Source organism: Gemmatimonadales bacterium (genome assembly GCA_019637315.1).
Classification (GTDB): Bacteria; Gemmatimonadota; Gemmatimonadetes; order Gemmatimonadales; family GWC2-71-9; genus SHZU01.
The window spans coordinates 238,299-262,577 of record JAHBVU010000004.1; the positions used below are offsets into that span (position 1 = coordinate 238,299).

A 24,279-nucleotide genomic window follows, 5' to 3' on the forward strand; every position below is an offset into this window, starting at 1 on the left:
GGCCGGCCTCGTGTCGTGTTAGGCAGTTCCCTCCGATTAGAACGAGCCGCGCTGATCCGACGATACCAGCCGGCCATCCGCCTGACAGAGGTTCTGAGCGGTGAAGTTCGAGCCGACTCCCTGAGCCGCCCACGAGCCCGTTGACGCCGAGGCAGGCGCCCAATCGTTGTTCCAGCCCGCCACCCCGCTGAAATCCGGCATCGCCATCGTGGCCGTGGTGCCCCCTACCCAGGCAGCGGTGGCCGAGATCACCACGGTGCGGATGGGGCTGAGCGAGAAGTACTGGAACGATGTCCCGCCCGTGAAGACGTCCGGCAGCTGATAGACGCCCTGAAGCCGCTTGTACGGACCTGCCGGCGTGGTGATCGCCGGCACACCCAACGGTGGCGGCAGCGTCATGGTCCGATTGGCCAGGGCACCGAAGTTTTCCTGCACCAGCCGCGCTGCCGTCGGCAGTGGGCTGCCGGTCACCGCCGTGATGGTCGCCACATGGGTATCCGATGCGCGGCGAGCAGACGCCGGGATTCCCTCGACTGCCACGGGACTCGCGGCCTGACCAGTCATAGCGACCTGATAGAGCTGCGCGAAGGTGCAGGCCGCTCCCGTCCGATACGCCATGGTGAGCGCCATCGACTCACCCGCCGCAAAGTTGGGCACCACGAAGCTCGCGGTACCAGGGGCAAACGACTCGGCCGCCCCGAAGTCGACCACCGGCAGCGTGCTGGCATTGGCAGCGTCGAGATCCCGCCGAATGATTCCCCGGCTCGGGTTGGGCGACACCGCCAGGTTGCTGCGCCGGAAGGCCACCAGATCCTGCGCACCATTCGCGATGCCCACGATCGAGAAGACCTGATTGTTCGAGCGGGACACGCCCGCACCGCCGAGCCAGATCTGGGCATTGTCGCCGGTAGCCAGCCCCGCCACGCTGCCGTTGATGAACTTGGTCGCGCCGGGAAGCTGGCTGCAGTAGTCCTGCGGCGCCGCCGTAATCTCGGCCCGCGTCATTCGAATCACCGTTACCGCCGCCTGCGTACCTGACGCCGTCGCGAAGGCAAAGCTGCCGCGCGCGCCGCTGATGTTGAAGTTGTAGGCCCCCTGCAGCGTCCCGGTCACCTGGGTCCAGGCGCCATCGCCATCCTGATACGCGGCCCAGACCGGGCTGAGACACCCGATGATGAACGAGGCGCCAGTGCCTCCGCCTGCTGCGGTAACGGTAAGCTGGATCGGCACCGTTCGCTCGGGCTGGCCATCGGCAGTGCCGCGCACGGTCAGCGTGCTGGCCCCGAGGGCTGCGCCAGCGCCGACGCTGATGGCGAGCGATGCCGTGGTGCCCGTGGTGCTGGTGGGATTGAGGGTCGCCGTCACTCCGGATGGCGCGCCCTGCACGGCAAGCGAGACGCTGCCGGTAAAGCCGCCCAAGCGACCGACGGCGATGGCGACCGTGCTGCTGGCTCCGCGCGCCAGCGATAGGGTACTCGGGTTGGCCGTCAGACCGAAACTCCCGGCCGCCGCGACCGTCAGGTTGAACGTCGCCGTGGCATCGGTAACGCCCGAGCCGCTGGCCCGGACGGTCAGCGGATAAGTGCCTCCCGGTGTCGCCACCGAGGTCTGGATCGTGACCGTCGCCGTGGTGGTGCTGCCGCTGGTCTGCACGTTGGCAACCGAGCCGGTCACCCCGGCCGGAGCGCCGACCACCGTGAAGGTGACGGTCCCACTATAGCCTCCCTGCCTGGTCAGTGTCGCCGTGACCGGTACCAGCCCGCCCGGGGCCACGGTCGCTCCCGACATGCTGAGGGCCAGCGAGATCGACTGCGGGTCAGGGTCAGGATCCGGATCAGGCCCGGAGCTGCACCCGACTGCAAGTACGACCACCAACGAGACGACTGCACCACCGCCGAGAACCTGCCGAGGGGACCGCCACATAGGGAGCTCCGGGACGCGAGTGTGCCAGACATCGGATCCTGCCTGGCACATTGCGCAGTCGGTCGCTCGCGACCGTCACGCCCCACTTCCCTGCTCCGGGTCGGGAGGCGAGGGGCGCTCCCGGTTCCGCCGCCAGCGCCCCGGTCGGCGCCCCCGCCGTTCCACCGTCTCTCCCGCACTCGCGCGACCGCAGCGCCAGGCGGAACCGGGAGCGCCCCTCGCCTCCCAACCCCACACCGTTGTACTTACCGCACCCAGATCGCGATGACGCCGCACTCCGACCCGACCCCGCTGAACTCGGCAGGCACCGCCGCGGAGCCGGCATAAACCTCGACGGCCTCGACCGTCTGCAGGTGAAAGTCGTCGAGATTGGGAAGGTCGCCGTCACCGCGACGCCAGAAGGGCATCCCGTCGACGTAGATGGACATCAGACAAGCCTTGACGTGCGCAGCAGTCGGTGGGTCATTGATCTGGCAGGGCACGGGCAGCTCGCCAATGCCGCGACGCATCGACGCAGGCGCATAACCAGTACACGGAAGCGGCAAGAGAACGAATCGGACTCCGGGCAGCCGCCGCAGCACGTCCGTGAGTCGTGACTCGGGGCGCCGGGCCAGTTCCTCCCGCATGATGAACCGCCCCGAGCCCGACCGGCGCCGCATCTCGAGTTCAGCCATGCGCACCGAGGTCCGTACCGAGGGCGCTGCTGCTCTGGCCTCGACGCCGGCCAAGTGCTGCGCAACCCGTTCGAGGCCAACACTGACATCCGCGCCCCTGCTGCCGTCCACCTCGACCGGCGCGGTGGCAATCTGATAGCCGAGAGCGCGCACGTCGACGAGGTACCGACCTGGAAGCACCTGCCCGAGTGTCGCTCGGCCCTCCCGGTCGGTTCGCACCGTGTCGCCCAGCGGATGCAATCTCACCAGCGCCTCGGCGACGGGTGCGTTATCGGCCTGAACCACGACCTGCACCGGGCGACCTTCGGCGTCGTCGGCAGGGTGGCGCAGGATCACGTCGTGCGCTGCCACGCTGCCCTCCCGCAGCGAGATCCAGTGCGGCGTTGCCATCTGCGGAGCAGGTCCTCTGAGCCAGATGTCGCCGTCGGCCGGCAAGCCGCAGACCCGGTAGCGCCCCTCGCCGTCCGTCCGCACAATCAGGCGACGCGCGGCATTGGCGCCCCAGGAGAGATCGAGCCGGGTGCCCGGCACTCCGGCGCCGGCACTGTCCCGGACCACGCCGGTCAGCATCGTCTTCGAGGTCGAGTCGATCGTGGTTGCCGCGCATGACCGCAGCAGCGTCGCGGCCGAAGGCGTGGCAATGTTGGCCGTCGCGGTGCGGCCTCGGGTCAGCGAGGCCGCCCCTTTGGGCTCGATGCCGAGCGACGCGAAACGCGGATGCGAGGTGGTGATCAGGAAGCTGCCCTGCGTCGTCGTCTCGATCTGGTAGACGCCCGCAGAGTCGGTCGTGGCCCGGTAGGCGCTGCCGCCGAGTGAGACCTCGACCCCACGCAGCGGAGCCCCAAGGATCGAGTCGAAGACGACGCCGGTCACAAGGGCCCGGTTGGTCGGTGCGAGGTCGAGCAGTTGCGCCGTGCCCCCGGTTTCCCGAAAGCCGACCACAGGATCGCTGCCTGCGAAGGCCGTATTCCCCCGTCGCTCGACCAGAATCGGCATGCGGATGACCCAGTCACTCACGATCCAGCCGCCGCCCGGCAGCCGCGCAAACTCGATCCGCCCGCCCTCGTGTCCGGTCCGTCCGCTGAAGTTGACGAACTGAAACTCGAGCAACCGCAGCTCAGCGCTTTCGCGATGCAGCCAGAGGACCCCGGTGATCTCCGGCACCCGACGGCCGCGGGTCGGCTCGAATCCGAGACCGATCAGCCCGTCGCCCGGGGTTCGACTTGGCACCGCGCGGAAGCAGTGCGTCTCCATGAACTCGTTGGAAAGGAGCAGCGGCGCGTCCGGCCCGTGGAACCAAGTCGTCGCATCCTGCTTCGTGACGAAGCCCTCTTTGATGAGCTGCGCCGGCTCGACTGACACAAACGGCCGGGCCGCCCGGGTTTGCTGCCTGGTCGATCGCTCGGCGCGAATCTGGAGCTCGGGATTCAGGTCGCGCTCGAAGCGGGTGAGCTCGAGCAGGGGTTCGAGCGAGGTGCGGGTCACCTCGGTGCGCTGAAGCACCTTGCTGACCTCGGCCCAGAGGGTCATCAGCTGCGAACTCCCCTCGCGATCGAGCCGACAGACCGAGGAACCGCCCGCAACGGATATCTCAGGGAGGAGAACCCGGTCGCTCGGCATGGCCACCGCCACCGAGGCCGTATCGGTGCCGCTCACCTCGAAGCCGATGCCGGTAACGCCGGCATAGCCGATCCGGTCGGCGCGCAACTCGAAGCGACCCGAGCGAGGCAGCGGCAAGAGCGCCCGCCCGCCCTCGTCCGTCAGAGCACGGGCGATGGTGGCCTCGCCATCCCGGACCGAAATCAGGGCGCCCGCAACAGCACGGCCTTCTTCGGTCGCCCGAACCCGCACCGCCTGCGCAGCAAGATCCGAGGTCAGGAGCGCGGCGCCAACCAGCAGCAGACCGCACCACCGTCGATTGTTGTTCATGATTTGCCTCCGATCGTGCCGCTCAACGACAGGAGCCGCACCTGCCGTCGACGACCGACTACGCGACGCCGACCGCGGGCGTCGTCAGTGTCCGGCGAGCCCCGTCAGCCGGTCGCTGACCTGCTTGAGTTTCGCACGCGCCTCGGCGTCGTACGCCTGCGGGTGCGCTTTGCCGAGTTCCATGCTGTTGTAAAACTTCCCGGTCCCGACGTCCTCGAGCACCAGCTGCAGTACGGCGCGAGCCCCGTCATCGACCGTCGATCGAGGCGCGAAGCCTCCCCGGGCTACCATCCCGGTAGGCATCAGCGTGGCTGGGTGCAGCGCGTTGACGGTCACGCCCTTGCCTTCCAGCTCAGCCGCGAGATCGATGGTGTACATGATCTGGGCCAGCTTGCTCTGACCGTAGGCGCGCCGACCCGTGAACTCCCGCTCGATCATCACATCGTCGAAGTCGATCGGCGCGGCCGAGAGCGAGGAGACGTTGACGATGCGGGAGGGCGCACTCGCCAGCAGGCGCGGCAACAGAGTCCGAGTCAGCAGATACCCGGAGAGATAGTTGACCTGGAAGCGCGACTCATAGCCGTCCGCCGTCACCTCCCGCTCGTCGGGGGCGGTGCCGATTCCGGCGTTGTTGATCAGCACGTCGAGACGGTCGTAATCCGCGAGGATCGTCTCGCCGAAGCGACGCACCGCAGCAGTAACCGACAGGTCCGCAGCGTAGAACCGGGCGCTGCCCTTGCCCGCCGCCTGGATTTCCGCCAGCACCTCGGCGCCACGTGCCGAATCGCGGCCGTGGAGGATGACGTGGGCTCCACGAGCAGCGAGCCGGAGCGCCACCTCCCGGCCCAGGCCACTGGTTGCCCCGGTAACCAGGATGACCTGCTGGCCTGGCGCCGGCCGCGCCGACTGCGCCTGGACGGTGGAGCCGATGGCGGCGACGAGAACCAACAGGAGCGAGACGAAGCGACGAAACGGGCTGGAGTATGGCATAGCAGCGAAGGTACCCCTGCCCCGGGCACCGGGCCAGTCTGGCAGCGATGACGGCCCGGTCCGGCTTTCGGCGTAAAGGAACGTGGGCGGGATCGTCGTCCTTCGCGAGGAGTCCTGATGTCGCGTTTCAACCAACCTGTGGCGGCCCTGGCGGCCGCCCTCGTACTGCTCACCGCCTGCGGGAGCGGCACAACCGAACCGCCTCCCGGCGGTGGCGACCCCGGTGGCATCACCCTCGTGGCGAACACCACGATCACGGCGGTCCAGCAGGGTGTGAGTGTATCGATTACCTACATTGTCACCCGGCATGGCAGCTTTACCGGCCCCGTGATGTTGACGGCCGAAGGATTGCCCAACGCTGTCAACGCGACCTACTCCCCGCCCACGACGGAAGGCACCCGCACCACGACGGTCATCACCTATACGGCAACGACGAGTGCCGTGCCTGGGCGCTATGACATCACGATCCGGGCCCGCGGCGCGGGCGTCACCGACGCCACCATCGCCCTCGACCTCACGGTTACCGCGGCACCCCAGCCCAACTATCAGCTGTCGATAACCGGGTCTCCCGTGACCATCGAGCAGGGCGCCATCGGTCAGGTCACCGTCACCATCGCCCGGACCGGCGGGTTCTCGGGCCCCGTGGCCCTGACCGTCGAAGACGCACCCGCCGGCATGACGGCAAACCTCGACCCCTCCACCACGACCGGGACGTCCGTCACCGTAACGGTTATCGTCTCGGCGGCCGTGGTGCCCAACACCTACACGCTCACGGTTCGCGGCACTTCACCGGCGCTGCTCGATCGGACCGTCATGCTCCAGGTCGTGGTCGTTCCCGCCACCGCGACCGGCGAAGTCACCCTCGACTTCGTCGGGTGCGGTCAACCCTATGCGATCTGGGTCGCTTATCAGGATGGAACCGGGCCCTGGACCCGGGTAACCGGAACCAATCTGTTCCGGTTCTCCATCACCGCCCCCACCGGCGCGTTTGCCTATGTCGTGCGTCAATCCGCCGCCGCGGCCACGACCACCAACGTGCAGTTCATGACCCGCGCCCAGATGAGCCGCGCTCCGATCCAGTTCTGCATGCCAAGCGAGCTGGGCCCGAAGATCGTGACCGGCACGGTGGCCGGGATGACCGGCTCGCAGGCCGTGTTCCTCAACCTGGGCCGCGCCTTCAGCATGGCCACCCCACTCGCCTCGACGTTCAGCATCCCCGGCGTGCTGCCTGGCGAGCGCGATCTGATTGCCTACCGGCTCGGCGGGCTGCCCAGTACCGCGGACCGCGTCATCGTCAGACGCGACATCAACCTGCCGAGCGGCGGGTCACTCGGCACCCTCGACTTCGGATCGACCGAGGCCCACCCTCCGGCCACGGCCACCTTCACGGTCACCGGCCTGGCCGGCGAGGGAATGCTCGAAACGGTCCGCTACCTGACTCGCACCAGTTGCGACGGAGGGCTGATGATGTATCAGTCGTCACCAGCGGCTGCTGCGCATGCAGTCTTCGGGATTCCGTCGGCCCTGCAACGCCCGACCGACTACCATCTCGTCAACCTTGCTGCCGCCACGCCGACAACGAGCCGAGTCATCCAAGTCTCGTTCCACACGATGGCCAATCGCACGCTGGCGCTTGGTGGGCTGCTCGGCGCGCCGGCCATCACGGTGCTGCCCGGCGGGTACAAACGCCTCCAGGCCGTCTTTGCCATGCCCGTCGACTACGACCACGACGTCACGCTCCATTATCTGCAGACCGGCCCCGGAGCGCCGAGGCTGGTCAACGTGATCGGCACCGCAGCGTGGGCAGCCTCGACCACTGTGACCCTTGGACTGCCCGACTTCAGCACGGTGACCGGGTGGACCGACTCCTGGGCACCCACCGTGTCAGCCGCAACCAATTGGACCATTACCGCCACCGGCGGAGACGTCGGCGCACCCCTCTGCGGCGAGGGAGTTCGCACCATCCTTGCCAGCGTGAAGGGCGCGAACTGAGCCGGAGGGGAAACTCGCACCCCTGCCACCCGCGTATCTTCCTTGAGGGAAGGGCGACCGGCCCCGGGGCCGGTCGCTCGCGGCGTTCACTTGGATGGGTGGGGCGGTATCAATGCTGAAGTTCATCGTCATCTCGACCCTGCTGGCAACCAGCGCTCTGGCCCAGGCGGTCCCGAAGCGCGCCGACGTCACTCCGCTGCCGCTCGACTCCGCCGTCGTAACCGGCACCCTGCCCAACGGCCTGCGCTACTTCGTCCGCAAGAACAGTCGACCTGCCGCTCGCGCCGAGCTGCGCCTGGTGGTCAACGCCGGCTCACTGCTCGAGGACGACGACCAGCTGGGCCTGGCCCATTTCGTCGAGCACATGGCGTTCAACGGTACGGTCAACTTCGAGAAGCACGAGTTGGTCGACTACATCGAGCGGATCGGGATGCGGTTTGGGGCCGACCTCAACGCCAGCACCTCGTTCGATGAAACCATCTATCAGTTGCAGGTCCCGACCGACAGCGCCCATCTGCTCAACACCGCGATGCAGATTCTGGAGGACTGGGCCCACGGGGTCAGCTTCGACACTGCCGAGATCCGCAAAGAACGCGGCGTCGTCATCGAAGAGTGGCGACTCGACCAGGACGCCTCGAATCGGATGTTCCGACAGCAGTTTCCCGTCCTGTTTCGCGGCTCGCGCTACCGGGACCGGCTGCCGATCGGCACCAGGGAATCGCTCGAGGGATTCGCGCCTGGTGCGCTCAACCGCTACTACCGCGACTGGTACCGGCCTGACCTGATGGCGGTCGTGGCGGTCGGCGACTTCGATGTCGCCGCCGTGACGGCTTTGATCAAGACGCATTTCAGCAAGATCCGCAGTCCGCGAACCAAGCGCCCAAGGGTCGACTATCGGATTCCGCGGCGCGATTCGACCGCCGTCGCGATCGCGACCGATCCAGAGGCAACCAGCACCAGCATCAGCGTCTACTATCTCGAACCCGGCGATGTGGATCCGTCCGAAGCGGCCTACCGCGAGTCCCTGGTCGATGCGCTGTACGCCATGATGTTCAATGCCCGGCTCGATGAGCTGACCCAGCGGCCCAACCCGCCGTTCCTAGGGGCGGGCGGTGGCGCCAGCCGTCTGGTCCGCGGCACTCGCGCCTTCTTCCTGGGTGCGGCGGTGTCCGACACCGGGATTGCCCGCGGCTTCGAGGCCGTCCTGACCGAGGCCGAGCGGGTCGAGCGGCACGGCTTTACGGCCACCGAGCTCGATCGAGCCAAACAGGACCTGCTGCGCAGCTATGAACGCGCCTACGCCGAGCGCGCCAACACCGAGTCGGTGCGCTACGCCGATGAGTACGTGCGACACTTCCTGACCGGCGAAGCCATTCCGGGCATTGGCTACGAGCTGGCGTTGGTCAAGCGACTGCTGCCCGCAATCGAGCTCGATGAGGTCAATCGTGCCGCGCGAGTCTGGCTCGACGGCAAGGATCGCGTGCTGCTCGTCAACGCGCCGGAGAAGGCGGCGGCGCAGATTCCCGACGAGCGCGCGTTGCTCGCCCTCTTCGATCGAGTCCAACGGGCTGAGGTCGCGGCCTACGAGGACAACGTCTCGGACGAGCCGCTGGTAACCGCGAGCCTGGCACCGCGACCCGTGGCGAGCGTCACGACCGACTCGCTCCTCGGGGTGACGACCTGGACTCTGCCGAACGGCATTCGGGTGGTGCTCAAGCCGACCGACTTCAAAGCGGACGAGGTGCTGCTGACCGCCTCCAGCCCCGGCGGCACCTCGGTCGTCCCCGACAGCCTGTACGCTGCCGCGACCTTTGCTACGCAGCTGATCGGCCTGGGCGGGCTGGGTGATTTTTCGGCCGTCGACCTGCAGAAGAAGCTTGCGGGCAAGGCCGTCTCGGTCTCGCCCTACATCGGGAGCTACTACGAGGGATTGCAAGGCCAGGCATCGCCGCAGGATCTCGAAACGCTCTTTCAGCTGATCTATCTCCAGTTCACCGCGCCGCGCCGGGACCGCGACGCCTTCGAGGCCTTCAAGACCAACGCGCGAGCTGCACTGGCCAATCGCAGCGCCAACCCGGCAACCGCGTTCCGCGACACCCTGACGGTCGTGCTCACGCAGCACCATCCGCGCACTCGCCCGATCAGCGTGGCCGTCGTCGATTCCTTCGATCTCGACCGGTCGTATCGGGTCTACCGCGACCGCTTCGGCGATGCCGGCGACTTCACCTTCGTCATCGTCGGTGCTTTTACGCTGGACGCCATCCGGCCCCTGGTCGAGACCTACCTCGGCAATCTGCCCTCCCGTCAGCGCACCGAGCAGTGGCGCGATGTCGGCATCCGTCCGCCAACGGGCGTGATCGAGCGCCAGGTCGTGCGAGGCCTCGAACCGCGCAGTCAGACGCAGCTGGTCTTCTCGGGCGCCTTCCCGTACTCCCGGGAAGAGCGGTTCGTGATTCGCAGTCTGGCCGATGTGCTCGACCTCCGGCTCCGCGAGCGACTTCGCGAGGACCTCGGCGGAACCTACGGGGCGTCGGTCAGCGCGTCGCCCACTAAGGTGCCGCGAGAGGAGTATTCGATCAGCGTGGGCTTCGGCTCCGCGCCGGATCGGGTCGACGAACTGGTCGCCGCGGTGTGGGCCGAAATCGACGCGCTCCAGCGCACTGGCGCGACCGACGACGAACTCGTCAAGCTGCGGGAGTCGACCGTCCGCACCCGCGAAACCAGCCTGCGCGAGAACGGCTTCTGGCTTGGTCAGCTGTCCGGCTATGAGCAGACGGGTGAGGATTTCCGCGGCATCCTCGTGACGGCGGACCTGCTCCCGTTACTGACTGCCGAGAGGCTCAAGCAGGCGGCCGTGCGCTACCTCGATCGCAGCAACCACGTCCGGGTCACCCTGGTACCGGAAACCAGCCGGACGCCCTGAGGGCGCCACGACGGCGGGGAGGACAACTTCCCCGCCCCCTTCAACCACCCGGAGGCGTCTCTTACGCATCGCCTTCGAGCTCGTTCGGCGCCCCCCTCGTGCCGATAGGGGCGCACCTCTACTTTCCAGCATCCACTGCCCCACGCTCGAATCTCTTCACCGCCTCGGACCTCATGCCAGCGCGCCGCACCCACACCTTCACCGAATCCGTGATTCGCGGAATGACCCGGCTCGCCACCCAGCATGGGGCGATCAACCTGGCACAAGGTTTCCCGAACTTCCCGACCCCCGATGTGCTCAAGGAGGCCGCCGCCAAAGCCATCCGTGAAGACATCAACCAGTACGCCATCACCTGGGGCTCCAAACGATTGCGCGACGCGCTGGCCCGGAAGTACGCCGAGTGGTATGGCATGACGGTCGATCCGGAAACCGAGATCACCGTCACCTGCGGAGCGACCGAAGCGATGGCGGCGGTCATGCTGGCGCTGGTCGACCCCGGTGAAGAGGTCATCGTGATGGAGCCGTTCTACGAGAACTACGGCCCAGACGCCATCCTCTCTGAAGCCACACCCGTTTTTGTGCCGATGATGCCAGGCGAGCCGCTCGATCTGGATCGGCTGGCTCGGGCATTCTCCACGAAGACTCGCGCAATCATCGTCAACACACCCGGCAATCCGTCGGGTCGAGTCTTGACGCGGGCCGAGTTGACCGCGATTGCGGAGCTCTGCGAGCAGCACAATGTCTGGGCGATTACCGATGAGATTTACGAGCACATCTACTACGAGGGCGAGCACATCCCGGTTGCCACGCTGCCCGGGATGCGGGACCGCACGGTCACGATCAGCGGCGCATCGAAGACCTTCAGCATCACGGGCTGGCGCATCGGCACCATCATCTCGCCCGCGAGCGTCACCGACGCGATCCGGAAGGTGCACGACTTCCTGACGGTCGGTGCGCCAGCACCGCTTCAGGAGGGTTTGGCCGTGGCTATGGAAACACTCGGCCGCGACTACTACGAGAGCCTCGAACGCGACTACCGGGCCCGTCGGGACCTGCTCGTCGGCGCCCTTAACCGGGCCGGGTTCAAGTGTGAGGCGCCGCAAGGCGCGTACTACATCCTGGCCGACTTTACCGCCATCAAGAAGCTTCGCTCCGACGAGTTTGCACGGTGGCTCACGGTCGAAGGTGGTGTGGCGACCGTGCCGGGCACCAGCTTCTTCTCGGATCCGGAAATGGGCCGCGACTATACCAGGTTCGCCTTCTGCAAGACCGAGGATATGCTGCAGGCAGCGGTCGAACGGTTGCAGCGCTTGTAGGGCCGCTTTTTACGATCGCTTCGGGTAGTAGCGGACGTTCGGCAGACGGGCAAAGTCCGCGTCCATTGTCCACACGACTGCCTCGTAGCGCCCGGCCGTTGCATAGATGATGCTGTCGGCAAGAGGCAGTTTGTGCAGAATCCCCTGTTGTGCGGCGCTGAACGCGAGCGCTGCGTCCAGGGGCACGATCGTGCCCTGGTGCAGCAGTGCAGCAACCTGCAATGCGTCGTCCTCCCCCCGCTGCTGCATGACGCGGCGGCTCACTTCGGTCAGGACAATCGTCGGCACGATCAGACGGTCGACGTTCTCCACAGCCGCCGCAAACTTGCCGGCATTGGAAGTCCCGGCGAAGTACTCCAACCAGGCCGATGAGTCGACCAGGTTCACACCCGATCCTTTTCGCGGGGCACAGAGGTGTCGATGCCCTTCAGGGCACCCCGCATCGACCGGATCGACCGGATCGGGATGAACTCGATTCGGTTCTCGTACTGCAGGACCTGCACCTTCTGTCCAGGCTCGAGGCCAAGTTGCTCCCGGATCGCCCGGGGAATCACGACCTGGAACTTCGGCGAAACTGTGACGACCGACATAACAACCTCATCGATGACATACTCGTAATACGATATAACGATCGATCGAGATCGACAAGCGGACTTGCCCGCCGGCCCAGCCCCTCGCCGCCATGGCAAGCCCGTATGTGTGGACGAACTCACGTCGCGCGTCAACGCCTGTAACGTCGAGCTCAAGCTGCCCCCGAGGCCACACGGACGAGGAAGGATCACGATGCGCAATCGGTTTGCAACGGGGTGGCGAATACTCAGACGATCGGTAAGGATCTGGTCCGACCGCAACGCAACCCAGGCGGCGGGAGCGCTCGCGTTCTACACCCTGTTTTCGATGGCCCCCCTGCTGATCATCGTGATCACCATGACCGGCGCCTTCTTCGGCGAAGACGCCGCGCAGGGCCGGATTGCCGGACAGATCGAAGAGCTGATCGGGCCCCGTGCCGCAGCTACCGTCGAAGATGCGGTCGACCGGTCCCGGATCGAGCGGGCGGGGTTGCTGCCGACCGTGATCGGCATCGTGCTGACGCTGATTGGCGCCACGACCGTGTTTGCCCAGATGCAGACCTCGTTGAACAACATCTGGGAGGTCAAGGCCAAGCCGTCGCGGAGCGGCGTGCTCGCCTTTCTCCTGACCCGCCTGATCTCCTTTGGCATGGTGCTCGGCATCGGGTTCGTCATGCTGACATCGTTCCTGATCACCATCGCCGTCACCGCAGCCGTACATTTCGCCGAGGAGTGGATACCGGTGCCGGGGTGGGTGCTCGCGGTGGTCGACCTGATCGTGTCGCTTGGTGTTGTCACGCTACTCTTCGTGCTGATCTTTCGCGTCCTGCCAGACGTCAAGGTCAGTTGGAAGCAGGCCTGGCATGGCTCGCTGCTGACGGCAGTGCTCTTTGTGCTTGGCCAAGTCGTTATTTCGCAGTATCTCACCCGGGCCGGGCCGGCCTCCGCTTACGGAGCGGCCGGCGCGCTCGTGCTGATCCTGATGTGGGTCTACTACTCCGCGATGATCAGCCTGTTCGGCGCAGCACTGACCCGGGCGCTGGTCGAGCACCGTGAAGGCGATATCGTACCTGCACGCGGCGCGGTCGAGGTGCGAACCGAGATCGTCGAGGAGGACACCGCGTAGTCGGGCTAACGCAGCCCAGTGAGGGCGTCCGCACGCAGTTTAGAACGGAACCGGGCCGCTTCGGCCGTGCGGCCGGTGCGCTCGTGCAGCACCGTCAGCGCACGGTAGAGTGCTTGCATGTCCCGATGCGCAGGTTGCAACCGGTTGCCGGCAATGGCAACGGCCCGATCCAGACTGGCCGATGCGCCCGTCAGGTCCCCGCGCTCGAGCCGGAGCTCGCTAAGCAGCCGGTGGGTCCACGCCACCAGCAGCGCGTCCTCACCCCACGTCGCGACACGGATCGCGAGCGCCTCTTCCATCGCCCGCTCCGCACCGACTGGATCTCCATGGCGCTGCAGTTCCTGCGCCAGGGTCGTCAACGCCCCAGCCACCCGCGGATCGGCATTGCCATGTAGGCGGCGTCGGTCAGCGAGCGCCTTGCGCAGCAAGGCCAACCCATCCTGATGACGCCTCGTCGCGAGCAGGATCCGGCCCAGCAGCTCGTCGATCGACACCACACTCGGGTGATCAGGCCCATTCGCGCGAAGGCTGATGGCCCTGGCCTGGCGAGCATACGTTTCCGCCTCCTCGGGATCGCCCCGTCGAAGCCCGCCGAACATGGTGACCCAGGGACTCAATCCGGAGCTGCTGCTGGCCAATCAGTACGGGCATGCGCTGCATGTCTGGGAGCTCAGCACCGGCAAGCATCAGCAGCGGCTCGACCTGGGGGCCGAGCACCAGATGGTGCTCGAGCTTCGACCCGCCCACGATCCGACCAAGGCGTACGGTTTCGTCGGTGTCGTGGTCTCCACCAAGGACCTGTCGGCCTCGATCTGGATGTGGTACCTGACTGACGGTGCTGGATCCAAGCGAGAGTGGAAGGCAAAGAAGGTGATCGAGATTCCGGCCGAGCCGTGCGACCCGGCCCTGCTCCCTCCGGCGCTCCAGCCGTTTGGCGCCGTGCCACCGCTGGTAACAGACATCAATCTGTCACTCGACGATCGCTACCTCTACGTCTCGTGCTGGGGCACGGGCGAGATTCGCCAGTACGACGTTTCCGATCCCTTCAACCCGCGGTTCATTGGTTCTGCGCGAATCGGCGGCATCGTGCGTCGGACCCCGCACCCGGCCGACCCGACCCGGCCCCTCAACGGCGGCCCGCAGATGGTCGAGATCAGTCGCGACGGTCGCCGCATCTTCCTGACCAACTCGCTCTACTCGCCCTGGGATGCGCAGTTCTACCCGGACGGGATCGAGGGCTGGATGGTCAAGCTCGACGCCGATCCGAACGGGGGAATCACCTTCGACGAGCGCTTCCTGGTGCGCTTCGACCACGGCATGCGGGCCCATCAGGTCCGCCTCCAGGGCGGCGACGCTTCGTCCGACTCATTCTGCTTCGCGGCCTGAGGACACCATGACCGATGGATTCGCAACAGTGGCTGCGCTCGGCGCCTGGCACGGCATCAACCCCGCAATGGGATGGCTCTTTGCAACGGCGCTTGCCATGCAGGAGCGCACCGAGCGGGCGGCGTGGCGGGCCCTGCTGCCCCTGGCGGTCGGTCACGCCGGCGCCGTGGCTGCCGCGCTCGGCGTGGCAGTGGTGCTGAGCGCCGTGGTCTCACTCGAATGGCTGGGGCGCATCGGGGGACTCGCGCTGATCGGGTTCGGGATCTACCGCCTGGTGTCGTCCCGGCACCCGACCCCGCGGAGCGGTATGCGAGTCGGTGCGCGCCAGCTGGCCGTCTGGTCGTTCGTGATGGCCTCGGCACACGGCGCCGGCCTCATGGTGGTGCCCTTTGCGATGCGCGGGAACAGTACGGCAAGCCATCACGGAGGCCACGGAGGCGCTGCGCTGGCGGGCAGCAATGTCGATCTGTTCCTGCCGACGCTGGTCCACAGCGCTGCGTACCTGGTAGTAACCGGGTTGCTTGCCTGGAGCGTCTATCGCTGGATCGGCGTCGGATTTCTTCGCCGCTGGTGGATCAATGTCGACCTGGTGTGGGCTGTTGCGCTGATCCTGACGGGAATCGTTGGCGTGCTTCCCCGCTGAGCCGCCGAGGGGTCGGACAGATGGCAACTCTGTCCGGCCCCAGATCCGGGAAGGCCAGCCCGGCGCGATGGTGTGAGATGACTCGGTTGACGGCGCCGGTGACGAGCCGCCATTCCGCTGCGTTGGACGGGGTGTCGGAACCACACGAGACGTTCGACCTCGTGCCTTCTACTCCTGGGCTGGCGCCGCCGATCTCGCCGGTAGCGCCACCCGCCACTCGATCCACTCGACCCCCCCGGCCGCGACGATGTCGCGCAGCTGGCGCTCACGCCTGGTGAGGGTGGCCTCTCCGGTTTTGACCTCGACGAAGACGACCCGCTCGAGCGCACCACTCGACAAGCCATCAAAGACGACGAGGTCGACCGGCGAGCCAAGAAACCGCACATCCTTGGGATTGAAAGCGAAGCCGGGGAGATACGGCAGCAGCTGCTCCGCCACCTTACCGGCAATCACCGCCTCGCTCCGCTGCACCGCGTCCCGGCGCACCTCCCGCTCCCGGCGGCCGCGACCGAGTGCCAGCAGCGCCATCCCGACCAGAACTCCGGCCGCGAGCCCGACGACCAGCCCCAACATCAGATCTGACATGCGTTGCCTGTCTCCTTCCCGCCGAAGGATCCCAACCCGGTGACGGGATCCCGTCCTACCCCCGCACAAACGCCGAAAACTAGGCCACCTATTGACGAATCCGCCATGCCGACTCAACTTAACCATACGGTTTAACCAGATGGTTAGGACATGACCACAGTCGCCACCGACCCCGCCACCCGAGACGGCATCCTTGCCGCCGCCCACACCGTCTTCATGCGGCGCGGCACCTCCGGCGCCCGGATGCAGGAGATCGCCCGGGAAGCCGGGGTCAACAAGGCGCTGCTCCACTACTACTTCGGTACCAAACAGGCCCTCGCCGATGCGGTCTTTCGAACCGCCGCGTCGAACCTGCTTCCGACGGTCTTCGAGGTGGTAGGCTCGACCCTGCCGCTCGAGGAGAAGATCGAGCTGATCGTCGCCCGCTACATCGGGTTCCTGCGAGCCAGGCCGTACCTGCCGGGCTACCTGATCAGCGAGCTCCACGCCGACCCCGAACGGGCCGCGCTGCTGCTGCCGCGGCCGAGCGGTGCCGCGCTTGCCGCGCTGCAGGAGCAGCTCGACGCCGGCGCCCGCGACGGCGCTCTCCGCCCCATCCGGGCCGAGCATTTTCTGATCAACATGGTGTCGATGATCATCTTTCCGTTCCTGGTCCGTCCGATGCTCGACGTGATCTTCGGAATCGGCGGCGATCGGTTCGATGCTTACCTGACCGAGCGGCAGCACGCGCTGCCCACCTTCATCCGCAACGGGCTTCGACCATGATCCTCCTTGCCACGCTCTCGCTTCTGGGCGTCGCGGCAGGCGGCCCGGTCCAGGACACCCTCCGCCTGGAGACGCTCACCGCCGCCGCCCGCGACCGCGACCCGCGGGGTCGCCAGCTCGAGCTGCTGGAATCACAAACTGCGCTCCGGCTTCGCAACCTGCGCGCCGAGCGGTTGCCGCGCCTGACAGTGTCGGGCGAAGCGACGGCGCAATCGGACATCACCCACATCACCCTCGACGGCTCGCCGATCCAGCCGCCGATGCCGCCCAAGGAACAGTGGTTGACCTCCGTTCAGGCCGATCAGCTCCTCTACGATGGCGGCGCCATCGAAGCTCGGCGCGCAGTCGAACGGGCCCGGCTGGCCGAGTCGAGGGAATCGGTGCGCACCGCGCAGTACCGCCTCCGCGATGAGGTCAATGCCGCCTTCTTCACCGCGTTCCTGTTCCAGGAGCGCGACGCCGAGCTCGCCGCTGTCGCCGACGACCTCGAAGGGCGCCTGACGGTTGTTCGGGTGCGGGTTCGGGAGGGAGCCGCCCTGCCCGCCGATACCGCAGCCCTTGCTGCGGAACGGCTGCGGATCCGGCAGTTCCGTGACGATGCCCGGTCCTCCCGAGAGGCGGCCCTGGCGGTACTGGCCCGACTGACCGATCGCGAGATCCCAACTGCTGCCGTCCTGGTCCTGCCGGATCTCGCCTCAGCGGTAGCCGCTGCAGGGACCCGCGACTCGGTTCATGAACGGCCCGAGTTCGCCCAGTTCTCGCGCACGCGCGATCGCCTGGCCAGCGAAGCCAGCGCACTCGACGCCGAGCGACGACCGCGACTGATGGCATTCGGTGCCGGCGGATACGGCAACCCCGGTCTCAATCAGTTCAGTCCCACCGCGGACCCGTTCTGGCGAGCCGGGGTGCGGTTCGAGTGGCGGCCCTGGAACTGGGGCTCCACCGCGCGACAGAAGGAAGTCCTGACCCTCCAGCGGGAAGTTGTCGAGACAGAACAGGCAGCCTTTGCCAGGGGGCTGGACCGCGCGGTCCAGCACGACCTCGCCACGATGCGGCGCCTCGAGGCAGCCATCACCTCCGACAGCAGCATCATCCTGCTGGAGGAGCAGGTCGAGCGGCGCGCGCGGGTTCAGCTCGACGAAGGTGTGATCACAGCCGCCGATTACATCCAGGCCCGCACTGAGGTGTTGCGCGCCCGACTCGCGGCGCAACGCCATCGGGTCGAGCTGGCCCAGGCCCACGCTCGCTATCTGACCACACTCGGCATCGACGCACGGTAACGCCATGACTACGCTTCGTTCTTCAATTGCTGCGCTCGCCACGATCCTGGCCGCAGCCGGCTGCCGGTCCGATCAGCCCGATGCCTACGGGACCTTCGAAGCCGACGAAGTGGTCGTCGCCTCGGAGACGACCGGCCGCCTGCTCCGCTTCGACGTTCGCGAAGGCGACCAGCTGACCCCGGGCTCGACGCTCGGTCTGGTCGACACGATTCCCTTGTCTCTCGAACGCCGCGAGCTGGCCGCGCGCCGCTCGTCGGCGCGCTCAAGGACCACCGAGGTCTCCGCCCAGATCACCCTGCTCTCTGCGCAGCGGGATGTCGCCGAGCGCGAGCTGGCGCGGACCCGACGGCTGGCATCGGCCCAAGCCGCCACGGCGCAGCAACTCGATCGGGCCGAGCGAGACTACCGGTCGCTGACCGATCAGATCGCGGCAACGCGCACCTCGTTCGGCACCACGCGGGGTGAGATCGATGCGATCGAAGCCCGCATCGCAATCGTCGACGATCGAATCGCCCGGAGCAGCATCGTGACCCCCGTCGGCGGCACCGTGCTGACGACCTACGTCGAGCAGGGCGAGATCGTTCAGGCCGGGCAGCCGCTCTACAAGGTCGCCCGGCTCGACACCCTGACTCTCCGCGCCTTCGTCAGCGGCGATCAGCTGGCCGCGATCAGACTCGGAGAGGCCGTCACTGTCCAGTTCGATCACGGCGCGGGAGTGTTGGCCCAGCGCAGCGGCCAGGTGAACTGGATTGCCTCGCGGGCCGAGTTCACGCCCACGCCGATTCAGACTCGCAAGCAGCGAGTCGACCTCGTCTACGCCGTGAAGATCAGGGTGGCCAACCCTGACGGTGCTCTCAAGATCGGCATGCCCGGAGAACTCGTGCTGACCCCGACGCCAGCCGCAGCAGCGGGGAGTCGATGATCTCGCCGATCGCGGCGGCGGATACCGCCGTCATGGTCCAGGGTGTCTCGAAGAGCTACGGCGCCCAGCCTGCGCTGACGGAGGTCTCCGTCTCGATCCGCACGGGAGAGCTCTTTGGCTTCATCGGTCCGGACGGTGCCGGGAAGACCACACTCTTCCGGATTCTCACCACCCTGCTCCTGCCCGACTCAGGCTCGGCCCAGGTGCTCGGCCTCGATGTGGTCGAAGGCCTCTGGGAGCTGCGACGCCGGATCGGATACATGCCCGGCCGCTTCTCGCTCTATCCCGACCTTACGGTCGAGGAGAATCTCGACTTCTTTGCCGCCGTCTTCGGCACCACGGTGGCCGCGCAGTATGACGCCATCGCACCGATCTACCGTCAGATCGAACCCTTCCGGACTCGACGCGCGGGCGCGCTTTCCGGCGGCATGAAGCAGAAGCTCGCGCTCTCGTGCGCTCTGGTGCACCGGCCCGACATCCTCTTCCTCGACGAGCCGACGACGGGTGTCGATGCTGTCTCGCGCCGTGAGTTCTGGAATCTGCTCGACAGTCTCAAGCAGGGCGGCATGACGATCGTCGTATCGACGCCATATATGGACGAGGCCGATCGCTGCGATCGGGTCGCTCTGATCCAGAAGGGGCGCGTGCTCATGATCGACGCGCCCGGTCGAATCGGCGCACAGTATCCGCTGCCACTCTTTGCCGTGCGCGACCCCCGTCGGGTCGAGCTGCTTGCCGCGCTGCGTGCGTTCGACCACGCCCGGAGCGTCTACCCGTTCGGTGAGGAACTTCACTATACGGACGCACGCACGGACGCCGCACCCGAACTGATCCGCGCCGAGCTCACCCGCCACCTGCGCGGCCAAGGCCTCGAGGGCGTGTCGATCGAACCGATTCCGGCCGGGATCGAAGACAGTTTCATGGAGTTGATGGGCGCGCCGGAAGGGATCCGATCGTGAAGGCCGCGCCCGCCATCGAAACCCGCGAGCTGACCCGGCGATTCGGCGACTTTACCGCCGTCGACTCCATTTCTTTCACCGTCGACAAGGGCGAAGTCTTCGGGTTCCTCGGTGCCAACGGCGCCGGCAAGACCACGGCCATCCGGATGCTGATCGGTTTGCTGGCGCCGACCTCGGGGCAGGCTCGAGTCGCCGGCTTCGACGTGTACCGGGAAACAGAGCGGATCCGCCGCAGCATCGGCTACATGAGTCAGCGGTTCTCGCTCTACGAGGATCTGACGGTTCGCGAGAACATCCAGCTGTACGGCGGCATCTACGGCCTCTCCAACACCGTGATTCGCGAGCGCACCGACGAGATGCTGACCACGCTGGGGCTCGGCCACGCGGCCAAGGAGCTCGTCGGGTCCATTCCGCTCGGCTGGAAGCAGAAGCTCGCCTTCTCGGTCGCCCTGCTCCATCGGCCCGAGATCGTCTTCCTGGATGAGCCGACCGGCGGGGTCGATCCCATCACCCGCCGGCAGTTCTGGCAATCGATCTACGAGACGGCCGCTGCGGGCACAACCGTCTTCGTCACCACCCACTACATGGATGAGGCGGAGTACTGCGATCGCATCTGCATCATGGTCGACGGCCGGATTGGCGCCATGGGCCGCCCCGGCGACCTCAAGCAGGAGCACGGCGTCGGGTCGGTCGATGAGCTGTTCGTGCGCCTGGCCCGGCCTGCCGGAGCCAGCGCATGAGCGCCCTGCGTGGCTTCATCCGGAAGGAAACCTGGCACCTGCTCCGGGATCGCCAGACGCTCGTCATCCTGGTCCTGATGCCGCTGCTTCAGGTCCTTCTATTCGGCTTCGCGGTGCGCACCGAGGTCGACAACATCCGACTCGCCATCGTCGACCCGACGCCCGACCACCGAAGCACCGAACTGCGCAGCCGGTTCGGCGCAACAACCAGCTTTGATATCGTCGGCACGGTCGGGGCAACAGCCGAACTCGAGCCGCTCTTTGCGAGTGGACGAGTCCGTCAGGCAGTCGTCTTCGAGTCCCGGTTTGCGGAGCGGATCGCCCGCGGCGAGCCGGTCGTCATCCAGCTGATCACCGATGCCACCGACCCGAACACGGGCAGCATCATGCAGGCGTATGCGGTGTCGGTGATCCGCCAGTACGAAGCCGAGCTGATGCAGGCGTTGCCCCGGGTGCGGATCGTGCCGCAGGTCCAGATGCGATTCAACCCGACGCTCGAGAGTGTCTTTCTCTTCGTGCCCGGCCTGATTGCCTTCGTGCTGACACTCACCTCGGCGCTGATGACCGCCATCTCGATCACCCGAGAGAAGGAGACGGGCACCATGGAGGTGTTGCTCGTTTCGCCCCTCCGGCCCTGGCAGATCGTCGTTGGCAAAGTGATACCGTATATCGCGCTTGGCTTCGCCAACGTGCTGCTCGTACTCGCGGCAGCGCGCATCGTCTTCGGCGTGCCGATCAACGGCAGTCCGGCCCTCCTTCTGGCCGAGAGCCTGCTCTACATCGTCGTTGCGCTCGCGCTCGGCGTGTTGATTTCGACGATGGCGCCGTCACAGCGAGTTGCAATGATGGCGGCGCTCGCGGGGCTGATGCTGCCCACCATGATGCTCTCGGGGTTCATCTTTCCGATCGAGAGCATGCCCGCACCACTCCGTGCGCTGTCGAACATCGTTCCGGCACGCTGGTTCGTCGTCGTGGTGCGAGGCATCATGATCAAGGGCGTCGGCATCGAGCATCTCTGGCGTGAAACCCTGATTCTCGTTGGGATGGCAACCGCGCTGCTGACCTTGAGCGCCCGGCGTCTTGCCGTCCGGCTGGGGTAACCGATGCGCACCCTCCTCTTTCTGATTCGCAAAGAGTACCTCCAGATCTTTCGCGATCGGGCCACGGTCTTCCAGATCTTCTTCATCCCGGTCGTGCAGCTCCTGCTGCTGTCCAACGCAGCCACCTTCCAGATCACCAACGCGCGGATGCACGTCGTGGATCTCGATCGGAGCACGGCGTCGCGCGGCCTGGTCACGCATCTAACCGCATCCGGCCGGTTCGTCGTGTCGTCCGCGGTGCCATCACAGGAGGCGGCCAACGAGAGTCTCCTCGGTCGCGAGGCGACGATGATCCTGACGATCCCGCCGCGCTTCGAGCGAGATCTGATTCGCCAGGGCGTCGCCCCGGTGCAGCTCGTGCTCAACGCCGAGGAGGGTGCGGCAGCGGGCATAACCCAGTCGTACGCCCTGCAGATCATCAGTGACTATGCCCGGCAGCTGGGCGTCGAGTTGCGGCCGCAGACCGCCCCGCGCATCGATCCGGCGCCCGCGAGGGCCGGAGCAGCGTTTGACGTCCGATTGCGCAGCTGGTTCAACCCGACGCTCAGCTACAAACACTATATGGTGCCTGGCATTCTCGTCTCGCTCGTCACGATCATCGGGATGCTGCTCACCGCGCAGAACATTGCCCGGGAAAAGGAGGCTGGCACCCTCGAACAGCTCAACGTCACCCCGATCACCAAGGGACAGTTCATCGCGGGTAAGCTGCTGCCCTTCTGGCTGCTGGCCCTGGTGATGTTCAGCCTGGGACTGATCGTCGGCAAGCTGGCGTTCGGCATTCCGATGCGCGGCAACCTGCTGCTCGTCTTCGTCTCGGCGGCCGTCTATCTCACGGTGGCGCTGGGAACCGGCCTCTGGATCGCCACCATCGCGTCGACCCAGCAGCAGACCATGTTCGTGTCCTTCTTCGTGCTGGTGATCTATCTGCTGATGAGCGGCCTCTTCACGCCGATCGACAGCATGCCGATCTGGGCGCAGTGGATGGCCGAGTTGAATCCGGTCAAGCATTTCGTGGTCATCATGCGTGCCGTGCTGGTGCGCGGCGCCGACCTCAGCGGCATCGCGGTACCGCTTGGCGCCCTGGCAGCGCTCGGCCTGCTGGTGCTGACGGGCGCCGTGCGCCAGTATTCCAAGACGCACGGTTAGTCGTCGCCCTGGAGTCCCTATGGTTCGCGCCCTGTTCGTTCTCTTCCTTGCGGCACCCGTCGCGGCCCGGATCGAGATCGCTCCACCGGACATCCCCTGTCACCTCACGCGGGCTATCCCGATCGGGGCAAGCTCACGATGACGTCGCGCTCTCAAAGAGCAACCCAGGTTGCGCCAGCGTAGCGAGCGGCACGGCTTCGACCTGATCGGCCAGCGCAAACCGCCGGCTTCCGGGGTACACGATGGCAACCCGATCGAGACTCAGGTCCACGAGCGCGTTGCGGATCGAGGGCGTGATGCGCGGAACGTCAGCACGTTTGCACTCGACGCCCAACAACCGGTCGCCTCGGCGGAGCAGCAGGTCGATTTCGGCGCCGCGATGCGTGGCCCAGAACCAGGCTTCATCGTGCGGTTCGGCGGCCAGGACCTGCTCGATGGCGAAGCCCTCCCACGATGCACCCAGCTTGGGATGCGAGAGCAGGGCGCTCTCGGTTTCCACGCCCAGCAATTGATGCAGCAACCCGCTGTCACGCACATAGATCTTGGGTGACTTGACCTGGCGCTTGCTCACGTTGGCAAACCATGGCTGCAGCTGGCGAATCATGTGCGCATCTGTCAATAGGTCCAGATAGCGCCGAGTCACTGCCGGCTTCACACCAAGCGCATAGGCCGGCTCGGTGGCATTCCAGGTCTGCCCATGGTAGTGCGCGAGCATCGTCCAGAATCGGAGGAGCGCAACGGCGGGAACCCGGACGCCCCACTGCGGCAGGTCCCGTTCCAGCAAGGTCTGCACAAAGGCTTTCCGCCACGCGATACTGTCGTCCTCCGTCTGCGCCAAGTACGCACGGGGAAATCCCCCCCGACGCCACAGATCGTTGGCCGATTCGGCCCCCAGCTCGGCAAGCGTGAAACCGCCGATGTCGATGCGCTCCGCCCGACCAGCCAGGCTTTCCGATGACTGGCGCATCAGATCGCCCGAGGCGCTGCCGAGGATCAGGAATCGGGCCGGGGTCCCAGGGCGGTCCGCCAGCACGCGCAGAACCGGGAAGAGATCGGGCCGACGCTGCACCTCATCGATGACGATCAGGCCTCGCAACGGGTCGAGGGCCGTCCGTGGCTCGTCGAGGCGGCCCAGGCTCAACGGATCCTCGAGATCGAAGTAGTTGGGAGACGATTCGGGCAACAGGGTGCGGGCCAGCGTCGTCTTACCTGACTGGCGCGGTCCGGTCAGGACGACGACGGGCCCGCGGTCGAGCCCTGTACGAATTCGCTCCAGAAAGCGCTGTCGATTGACCATGACAGTCAATATAC

At 66.5% G+C, this 24,279-nt stretch carries 21 protein-coding genes; 13 read left to right on the plus strand and 8 right to left on the minus strand.

The genetic code is table 11. From position 1 onward, the window contains the following. Window positions 1-36: 36 nt before the first annotated feature. The 3 genes from KF785_05895 to KF785_05905 all read right to left on the minus strand — a co-directional run bounded on the left by KF785_05895 (window position 37) and on the right by KF785_05905 (window position 5,516). On the minus strand, window positions 37-1,923 hold the full coding sequence (locus tag KF785_05895; GenBank protein MBX3146284.1) for a hypothetical protein: 1,887 nt from the start codon (window positions 1,921-1,923) through the stop codon (window positions 37-39). Between the two features lie 245 nt (window positions 1,924-2,168). Next, complete coding sequence (locus KF785_05900) at window positions 2,169-4,526, minus strand: carboxypeptidase regulatory-like domain-containing protein (GenBank protein MBX3146285.1); 2,358 nt, start codon at window positions 4,524-4,526, stop codon at window positions 2,169-2,171. Window positions 4,527-4,610: 84 nt separating this feature from the next. After that, window positions 4,611-5,516: an SDR family NAD(P)-dependent oxidoreductase gene (locus KF785_05905; GenBank protein ID MBX3146286.1), complete on the minus strand. Its 906-nt coding sequence runs from the start codon at window positions 5,514-5,516 to the stop codon at window positions 4,611-4,613. Between the two features lie 117 nt (window positions 5,517-5,633). On the opposite strand from KF785_05905, the gene KF785_05910 reads away from it, so the two are divergent. From KF785_05910 to KF785_05920, 3 genes are all read left to right on the plus strand, one after another. Next, a complete protein-coding gene (locus KF785_05910; protein MBX3146287.1) occupies window positions 5,634-7,508 on the plus strand; it encodes a hypothetical protein in 1,875 nt (624 codons plus the stop codon). A gap of 112 nt (window positions 7,509-7,620) precedes the next feature. Continuing rightward, complete coding sequence (locus KF785_05915) at window positions 7,621-10,431, plus strand: insulinase family protein (GenBank protein MBX3146288.1); 2,811 nt, start codon at window positions 7,621-7,623, stop codon at window positions 10,429-10,431. A 173-nt stretch (window positions 10,432-10,604) separates the two neighbouring features. Next, complete coding sequence (locus KF785_05920; GenBank protein ID MBX3146289.1) at window positions 10,605-11,747, plus strand: aminotransferase class I/II-fold pyridoxal phosphate-dependent enzyme; 1,143 nt, start codon at window positions 10,605-10,607, stop codon at window positions 11,745-11,747. A gap of 9 nt (window positions 11,748-11,756) precedes the next feature. Here the strand turns inward: KF785_05920 and KF785_05925 are convergent, their stop codons facing one another. Beyond that, on the minus strand, window positions 11,757-12,134 hold the full coding sequence (locus KF785_05925) for a type II toxin-antitoxin system VapC family toxin (protein ID MBX3146290.1): 378 nt from the start codon (window positions 12,132-12,134) through the stop codon (window positions 11,757-11,759). After that, a complete protein-coding gene (locus KF785_05930; protein MBX3146291.1) occupies window positions 12,131-12,337 on the minus strand; it encodes an AbrB/MazE/SpoVT family DNA-binding domain-containing protein in 207 nt (68 codons plus the stop codon). Before KF785_05930 ends, KF785_05925 begins: the two co-directional genes overlap by 4 nt. Before the next feature lie 193 nt (window positions 12,338-12,530). Here KF785_05930 and KF785_05935 point away from each other — a divergent pair, with 193 nt between their 5' ends. Continuing rightward, on the plus strand, window positions 12,531-13,442 hold the full coding sequence (locus KF785_05935) for a YihY/virulence factor BrkB family protein (GenBank protein ID MBX3146292.1): 912 nt from the start codon (window positions 12,531-12,533) through the stop codon (window positions 13,440-13,442). 5 nt (window positions 13,443-13,447) lie between these two features. On the opposite strand, the gene KF785_05940 is transcribed toward KF785_05935, so the two are convergent. Further along, the gene (locus tag KF785_05940; GenBank protein MBX3146293.1) at window positions 13,448-14,059 is read right to left on the minus strand and encodes a tetratricopeptide repeat protein; all 612 of its coding nucleotides are present in this window, start codon (window positions 14,057-14,059) and stop codon (window positions 13,448-13,450) included. On the opposite strand from KF785_05940, the gene KF785_05945 reads away from it, so the two are divergent. Together KF785_05945 and KF785_05950 are read left to right on the plus strand one after the other, a co-directional pair. Then, on the plus strand, window positions 14,040-14,828 hold the full coding sequence (locus KF785_05945; GenBank protein ID MBX3146294.1) for a hypothetical protein: 789 nt from the start codon (window positions 14,040-14,042) through the stop codon (window positions 14,826-14,828). The genes KF785_05940 and KF785_05945 overlap by 20 nt on opposite strands. A 7-nt stretch (window positions 14,829-14,835) precedes the next feature. Beyond that, window positions 14,836-15,471 (plus strand): hypothetical protein, encoded by a 636-nt coding sequence (locus KF785_05950; protein MBX3146295.1) that lies wholly within the window; start codon window positions 14,836-14,838, stop codon window positions 15,469-15,471. A 168-nt stretch (window positions 15,472-15,639) separates the two neighbouring features. Here the strand turns inward: KF785_05950 and KF785_05955 are convergent, their stop codons facing one another. Next, window positions 15,640-16,056 (minus strand): hypothetical protein, encoded by a 417-nt coding sequence (locus KF785_05955; GenBank protein MBX3146296.1) that lies wholly within the window; start codon window positions 16,054-16,056, stop codon window positions 15,640-15,642. A gap of 150 nt (window positions 16,057-16,206) precedes the next feature. Between KF785_05955 and KF785_05960 the strand changes: the two genes are divergently transcribed. The 7 genes from KF785_05960 to KF785_05990 are packed head-to-tail and all read left to right on the plus strand — an operon-like array spanning window position 16,207 to window position 22,968. Next, window positions 16,207-16,821 carry a TetR/AcrR family transcriptional regulator gene (locus KF785_05960; GenBank protein ID MBX3146297.1) on the plus strand — a complete coding sequence of 205 codons (615 nt, stop codon included), beginning with the start codon at window positions 16,207-16,209 and terminating at the stop codon, window positions 16,819-16,821. Beyond that, entirely contained in the window at window positions 16,818-18,101 is a 1,284-nt protein-coding gene (locus tag KF785_05965; GenBank protein ID MBX3146298.1) for a TolC family protein, read from the plus strand. Before KF785_05960 ends, KF785_05965 begins: the two co-directional genes overlap by 4 nt. Before the next feature lie 4 nt (window positions 18,102-18,105). Beyond that, window positions 18,106-19,023 (plus strand): HlyD family efflux transporter periplasmic adaptor subunit, encoded by a 918-nt coding sequence (locus tag KF785_05970; GenBank protein MBX3146299.1) that lies wholly within the window; start codon window positions 18,106-18,108, stop codon window positions 19,021-19,023. Continuing rightward, window positions 19,020-19,982: an ABC transporter ATP-binding protein gene (locus KF785_05975; protein ID MBX3146300.1), complete on the plus strand. Its 963-nt coding sequence runs from the start codon at window positions 19,020-19,022 to the stop codon at window positions 19,980-19,982. The genes KF785_05970 and KF785_05975 overlap by 4 nt, the downstream gene beginning before the upstream one ends. Beyond that, complete coding sequence (locus KF785_05980) at window positions 19,979-20,722, plus strand: ABC transporter ATP-binding protein (GenBank protein ID MBX3146301.1); 744 nt, start codon at window positions 19,979-19,981, stop codon at window positions 20,720-20,722. Before KF785_05975 ends, KF785_05980 begins: the two co-directional genes overlap by 4 nt. Further along, window positions 20,719-21,822, plus strand: coding sequence for an ABC transporter permease (locus tag KF785_05985; GenBank protein ID MBX3146302.1), 1,104 nt, complete (start codon window positions 20,719-20,721; stop codon window positions 21,820-21,822). Before KF785_05980 ends, KF785_05985 begins: the two co-directional genes overlap by 4 nt. A 3-nt stretch (window positions 21,823-21,825) precedes the next feature. Then, a complete protein-coding gene (locus KF785_05990) occupies window positions 21,826-22,968 on the plus strand; it encodes an ABC transporter permease (protein MBX3146303.1) in 1,143 nt (380 codons plus the stop codon). Between the two features lie 133 nt (window positions 22,969-23,101). Here the strand turns inward: KF785_05990 and KF785_05995 are convergent, their stop codons facing one another. Beyond that, window positions 23,102-24,265 carry an ATP-binding protein gene (locus tag KF785_05995; protein MBX3146304.1) on the minus strand — a complete coding sequence of 388 codons (1,164 nt, stop codon included), beginning with the start codon at window positions 24,263-24,265 and terminating at the stop codon, window positions 23,102-23,104. Window positions 24,266-24,279: the final 14 nt, after the last annotated feature.